The 5,069-nt window shown below is 56.9% G+C and carries 6 protein-coding genes; 1 reads left to right on the top strand and 5 read right to left on the bottom strand.

The window, feature by feature from the left end; all coding sequences use genetic code 11:
• Window positions 1-232 precede the first annotated feature (232 nt).
• The 5 genes from PHW99_RS17920 to PHW99_RS17940 form a co-directional block, all read right to left on the bottom strand.
• Window positions 233-1,363, bottom strand: coding sequence for a 2-oxoglutarate and iron-dependent oxygenase domain-containing protein (locus PHW99_RS17920; RefSeq protein WP_300180901.1), 1,131 nt, complete (start codon window positions 1,361-1,363; stop codon window positions 233-235).
• A 20-nt stretch (window positions 1,364-1,383) separates the two neighbouring features.
• Window positions 1,384-2,124, bottom strand: a complete 741-nt coding sequence (locus PHW99_RS17925; protein WP_300180904.1) for an amino acid ABC transporter ATP-binding protein — start codon at window positions 2,122-2,124, stop codon at window positions 1,384-1,386.
• Window positions 2,121-2,837: an amino acid ABC transporter permease gene (locus PHW99_RS17930; RefSeq protein ID WP_300180908.1), complete on the bottom strand. Its 717-nt coding sequence runs from the start codon at window positions 2,835-2,837 to the stop codon at window positions 2,121-2,123. The genes PHW99_RS17925 and PHW99_RS17930 overlap by 4 nt, the downstream gene beginning before the upstream one ends.
• Window positions 2,838-2,866: 29 nt before the next feature.
• Window positions 2,867-3,562 (bottom strand): amino acid ABC transporter permease, encoded by a 696-nt coding sequence (locus PHW99_RS17935; RefSeq protein WP_300180911.1) that lies wholly within the window; start codon window positions 3,560-3,562, stop codon window positions 2,867-2,869.
• 80 nt (window positions 3,563-3,642) lie between these two features.
• On the bottom strand, window positions 3,643-4,479 hold the full coding sequence (locus PHW99_RS17940) for a transporter substrate-binding domain-containing protein (RefSeq protein WP_300180914.1): 837 nt from the start codon (window positions 4,477-4,479) through the stop codon (window positions 3,643-3,645).
• Between the two features lie 270 nt (window positions 4,480-4,749).
• On the opposite strand from PHW99_RS17940, the gene PHW99_RS17945 reads away from it, so the two are divergent.
• Window positions 4,750-4,899 (top strand): hypothetical protein, encoded by a 150-nt coding sequence (locus PHW99_RS17945; RefSeq protein WP_300180917.1) that lies wholly within the window; start codon window positions 4,750-4,752, stop codon window positions 4,897-4,899.
• The last annotated feature ends 170 nt before the right edge of the window (window positions 4,900-5,069 follow it).

Raw genomic sequence — 5,069 nt, forward strand, 5'->3', positions numbered from 1 at the left:
GCAAGGCATGTAAAGACACCGGGGAATGCGCCAGCGTGCGCTTCATGTTGGTGGCGGTGCCGTAGCCTGCCTCAATGCTGCGCAAGGTGGTGAGTTGTTCTGGCGTTGACGAGTTGAATTCAAGCGGTGTGATACGTGGCATGTGTGTTTTGAAATGTTTTATGCATCTAGCGCTTGTCAATAAGGCGCTAAAAGCTGTCATTAACGTAGCTGTTTGTGCTTGTGGCTGACTTCATGCATAGGCCGTTGCCGCCGCCCCTGATGTGATGCCATGCGCCTCCAGCACATCGGCGTAGAAGCGTTGGGCCACCTCCGGGTGTGAACGCAGCCGGCCTTTAAGCAGATTGCGCCCGGTGTGGGCGATCAGCGGATTTTTGGGGTCACGATCCACACCACGTGCTTTGGCGGCCAACTCGGGCGGCAGCTTCAATTCGGGCAATTCGGCATCCAGCCGGGGACTCAGGAAAAAGGCAACGGACAGCCGATCCACGTTTGGCGGTGGGCTGACCACCTGGTGGATGTTGGCTCGTAAAAAGCCATTGGACAGAATCTCAAGCACTTCACCGATGTTGATGATCAACGTGCCAGGAATGGGCGGACCGTCAATCCAGCGTCCTGAGCCTTCTGGGGTATCACTGCCATCACGTTCCAATATCTGCAAACCGGCTTGGGTGTCTTGCAGCAGCAAGGTCAGGCAACCAGAATCCTTGTGCGGGCCGACACCCTGGCGAGATTCACCTTCCGTGCGGCCTGGGTAGTGGATGACTTTCAAGTGCTGCACCGGTGTGCCTGAAAAAGCGCTCTCAAACTTGTCTTCTGGCTGACCCAGGGCCAGTGCCAGGGCGCGCAACAATTGTCGACCGGTTTCAGTCAATGTGTTTTGCCAGTCCAGCAGGGCAGGCTTGATGTGGGACAAAGATTCAGGCCATTGGTTGGGGCCTTGCAGGCGTGTCCAAGCGGGGCTGGTCGGGTCTTGCTTGAGCGATTCACGCTCGGCGCCCACGTCGAGTTGCTCGCGCCAATCACGCTCGCCACGGGTGAACTCGTCGCCGGCAGCCGTGTAGCCACGAAAGTGCGGCGAGTTGGCCATGTGGATAGCTTGTTTTTGTTCAGGGGACAAGGCAAAAAAATCACGCGAGGCCTGCAACACGGCGTCAATTTGGGCTTGACTGGCACCGTAACCTTTCAGGTAGAGAAACCCCAAGGTGTAGGCAGTGTCGCGCAAGTGGTCAACAAAATCGGCGCGTTGCGCAGGTGTGCCTGAAGTGAAATCACGCAAATCCAGAATCGGTAAACCCCGGGCTTGCGTATTGGCTGGCACATTGGCAGAGGTGGAAGGGGCTTGCAAAGTGGTTGCGGGCATGCTGAAGTTCTCCTTGAAAATTAAGCCGTTGCAAACGGCGAACGGATGTCGGACAAAAATTGTTGTGCACGAGGGTGTTGCGGTGTGTTGAAAAAATCGTGCGGCTCACCGCGCTCCAGCACCTTGCCCGCGTCCATGAACAGCACCCGGTCGGCCACGTCGCGGGCAAAACCCATCTCATGCGTGACCACCACCATGGTCATGCCGTCGCGTGCCAGAGCTTTCATCACCATCAACACCTCTCCCACCATTTCGGGGTCAAGTGCGCTGGTGGGCTCGTCAAACAGCATCAGCGGTGGCTCCATGGCCAGCGCCCGCGCAATGGCCACCCGTTGCTGCTGGCCGCCTGAGAGTTCGGTGGGGTGGGCGTTGGCTTTGTGCGCCAGGCCAACCCGATCCAGCAGGGCCAAGGCCTGTTCACGTGCCTGGGCTTTGGACAGACCCCGCAGGTGGATCGGGGCCAGCGTGCAGTTGTCCAGCGCGGTCAAATGCGGAAACAGGTTGAACTGCTGAAACACAAAACCAATGCGTGAGCGAAAGGTGTTCACGTCCAGGCCGTGGGCGTGGATGTCTTGTCCATCAATGGCGATACGCCCACTGTGAATCGGCTCCAGCCGGTTGAGGGTGCGGATCATGGTGGACTTGCCCGAGCCCGAAGGCCCGCACACCACCACCACGTCACCTTTGTTGACGGACTCGTTCACATCCACCAGCGCCTGGTAGGTGCCGAACCATTTGTTGACGTTTTCGAACTTGATCATGCGGGAACCTCGGTCACAAAAGGAAAGGGGTCGCGCCGTGACAGGTGACGCTCCAGCGCATAGGCCAGGCGCGACAAACCAAAACAGAGAAGAAAGTAGGTCAGACCCAGCGTGAGGTAAATCTGGCTGGGCAGGGTAAAGACCTGGATGTTGATTTGTGTGGCGACGAACGACACCTCGGCCAGGCCAATGATGTAACCCAGCGAAGTCTCTTTGATGGTGGACACAAACTGGTTCACCAGTGAAGGCAGCATGTGCCGCAGTGCCTGCGGCAACACCACCAGACGCATGGCTCGGATGTAGCTCAAACCCAGTGAACGGGCCGCCTCAAATTGCCCCTTGGGCAAGCTTTGAATGCCCGAGCGCACGATCTCGGCCAGGTAGGCTGCATCAAACACCACCAGGGCGATCAGCATGGTGGCGAACTGGTCGGTCTTGACCCCGGTGACGCTGGGCAAAAAGAAGTAGGCCCAGAACACCACCATCAACAGCGGCGTGCCACGCACCACATACACCAGCGCAGTCACCGGCCAGCGTAGCCAGGCCAACGGACTCACCCGCCCCAGGCCCAGCACCAAGCCCAAAGGCAGGGCAAGCAGCAAGCCCAGTGCGGCCAGCAACAGGGTCAACGCCAGTCCGCCCAAGGGGCCCTCAGGATACCGGCCTACCAAAAAGTAGAGCCAGTAGTTGTCAATCACTTCAAGAAAACTCATGCGCAGTCCTGTATTTGTTACGTGGCTCGTCACACCGCCCGCGCTGGGTAACGGTGTTGGAAAAGAATGGCCAGCCCGGTGATCAGCAGTGACACGGTGAGGTAGCTGGCCGTGGCAAACACAAAGGCTTCGACGCTGCGAAAGGTTTCGGTCTCGACCTTGCTGGCCTGGTACATCAGCTCGGCAGTGCCAATCACGGTGGCAATGCTGGTGTTCTTCCAAAGGTTGAGCGTTTGTGAGATCAATGGCGGAATCGTCACGCGCAATGCCTGTGGCAACACCACCAGCCGCATGGTGGACAAGAAACCAAAGCCCAGTGCACGCCCGGCCTCAAACTGCACATGGGGAATGGCGCGGATGCCACTGCGCACGTCTTCCGACATATAGGCTGCGGTGTAAAGCGTGAGTGCCGTTACCGCTGCAATCGCCTCAAAATTGTGGGCGTAAAGCCAGTTGCGCACCGACTCGGGCAACAGTTCGGGTGCGCCAAAATACCAAAACAACATGTGGGCCAATAGCGGTACATTGCGGATGGCTTCCACAAAACACCAGGCCGCAGTACTGAGCACCCGCAAGCCAGACAACCGCATCAGCGCCACCAGCACGGCCAAAGGCACCGCCAGCAGCAAGGTCATCCCCGTCAACAGCAAAGACAAGCACAGGCCTGTTACCAGTATGTCGTGGTAGTGGCCGGAGGTGATCAGGGAAAGTTCAAACGAATGCATAGGGAGATTCGGCAAGACAAAAGCCCATCAGCCATGGCCGCGCGAAGGCGCTGGCCTGACGGATGGGCTGTGCAGAAAAATTAGCCTTCGATCTTGTCGGAGTCGATCTTGAAGTCACGCTTGGGGAACAGCTTGAGTCTGGACTCGGGGCCGTACCACTTCAGGAAAATCTTGTTGGCCTCGCCAGATTTTTCCAGGCCACGCAAGGAGTCGTCGATGGCGGTTTTGACGCCAGCTTCACCCTTCTTGATACCAAGAGCCAGGGGTTCCACATTCAGGTTTTGCGGCAAGATCACGTAGTCTTTATTCTTGTCACCCAGCTTGGCAAAGTCGGCCAGCAGGCTGACTTCGTCATTGATGTAGGCCGTGCCTTTGCCTTGCTGCAAGGCCTGGAAAGCTTGCTGGGTAGATTCAAAGGTCACGATTTCAGCCGTGGGCACCACCTTCAGCAGGTTCGGGCCTTGGGTGCCACCCTTGACGGTCAGCGCTTTTTTGCCAGCGAGTTCGCTCACATTCTTGATGCCGCTGCTCTTTTTGACCAACACTTTGGAGCCGGTCACGAAATGGGTCAGGGCAAAGTCGACTTGTGACTCGCGCTCCTTGTTGTGGGTCAGGGATGCAGCCAGCACGTCTACATGGCCCTGTTGCAACTCGGGGATACGGGCTGCAACTGCCAATTGTTTGAACACCGGTTTGACACCGAGCTGTTTGGCCACGGCTTTGGCCAGATCAATCTCGTAGCCCACAAATTCGCGGGTTTTGGGGTCGACAAAACTGTTGGGCTCATCAATGCCGAGTACGCCAAAAACGATCTCGCCTTTTTTCTTGATGTCCACCAATTGGTCGGCCTGAGCGGTCAGGCTGGTCAGCGAGACGAGAGACACGATCAACGTTGAAAGCAGGGAAGGGATACGCATAGAGATGACTCCTGAAAAAACATGGGTTGAATTGCACAAGCGTTGTCACATCTGCCCCCAGTGAACCGAGCCGGCGCGATGTGACTTGCGCTGCAAGGTTAATCACGCAGTTTCTGCTTGGGAAATAAGGATTTCAAATAAGCTTTTGCGGGAAACTGCTGGTGTTCACGCTTATTCGAAAGTGTTATTTGCTATTTCCGACTTCTTCGTTCCAATGGTTTTCCCGTGCACCCAGAATTGGTGTGTTTGCGTTCATGGGAGTTCTATTTCATGTCACTGATCAGGTCTGATTCGCTCGCTGATGGCAGCGACACGCTCAGTCCGGGCGAATTCCTTTGGTCCGGCTGCGCTGCCGTGTCATGGGTGGTGGTGGCCTATATCCTGGCCGACGTGCTGTTGGCGTCAGTCAATCCTGCTTAGGGGGTGATGACTGGTTCACCGAGTGTCTGCATCAGGCGATTGGCCCAGGCAAAAATAGCGGCTGCATGGATGGCGTCCAGAATCTGCCATTCATTCAGACCAGATACCCGCAGTGTGTCCAAGGTGTTGGCGCTCAACTCTGGAGGGGTGGCACTGAGTTCAACCCCTAA

The sequence above is a fragment of the Rhodoferax sp. genome, assembly GCF_028689305.1.
Taxonomy (GTDB): Bacteria; Pseudomonadota; Gammaproteobacteria; order Burkholderiales; family Burkholderiaceae_C; genus Rhodoferax.

Coding starts and splice junctions, on each gene's coding strand:
- PHW99_RS17935 (WP_300180911.1), bottom strand. CDS start 3,562: ATGCATTCGTTTGAACTTTCCCTGATCACCTCCGGCCACTACCACGAC.
- PHW99_RS17945 (WP_300180917.1), top strand. CDS start 4,750: ATGTCACTGATCAGGTCTGATTCGCTCGCTGATGGCAGCGACACGCTC.
- PHW99_RS17940 (WP_300180914.1), bottom strand. CDS start 4,479: ATGCGTATCCCTTCCCTGCTTTCAACGTTGATCGTGTCTCTCGTCTCG.
- PHW99_RS17925 (WP_300180904.1), bottom strand. CDS start 2,124: ATGATCAAGTTCGAAAACGTCAACAAATGGTTCGGCACCTACCAGGCG.
- PHW99_RS17930 (WP_300180908.1), bottom strand. CDS start 2,837: ATGAGTTTTCTTGAAGTGATTGACAACTACTGGCTCTACTTTTTGGTA.
- PHW99_RS17920 (WP_300180901.1), bottom strand. CDS start 1,363: ATGCCCGCAACCACTTTGCAAGCCCCTTCCACCTCTGCCAATGTGCCA.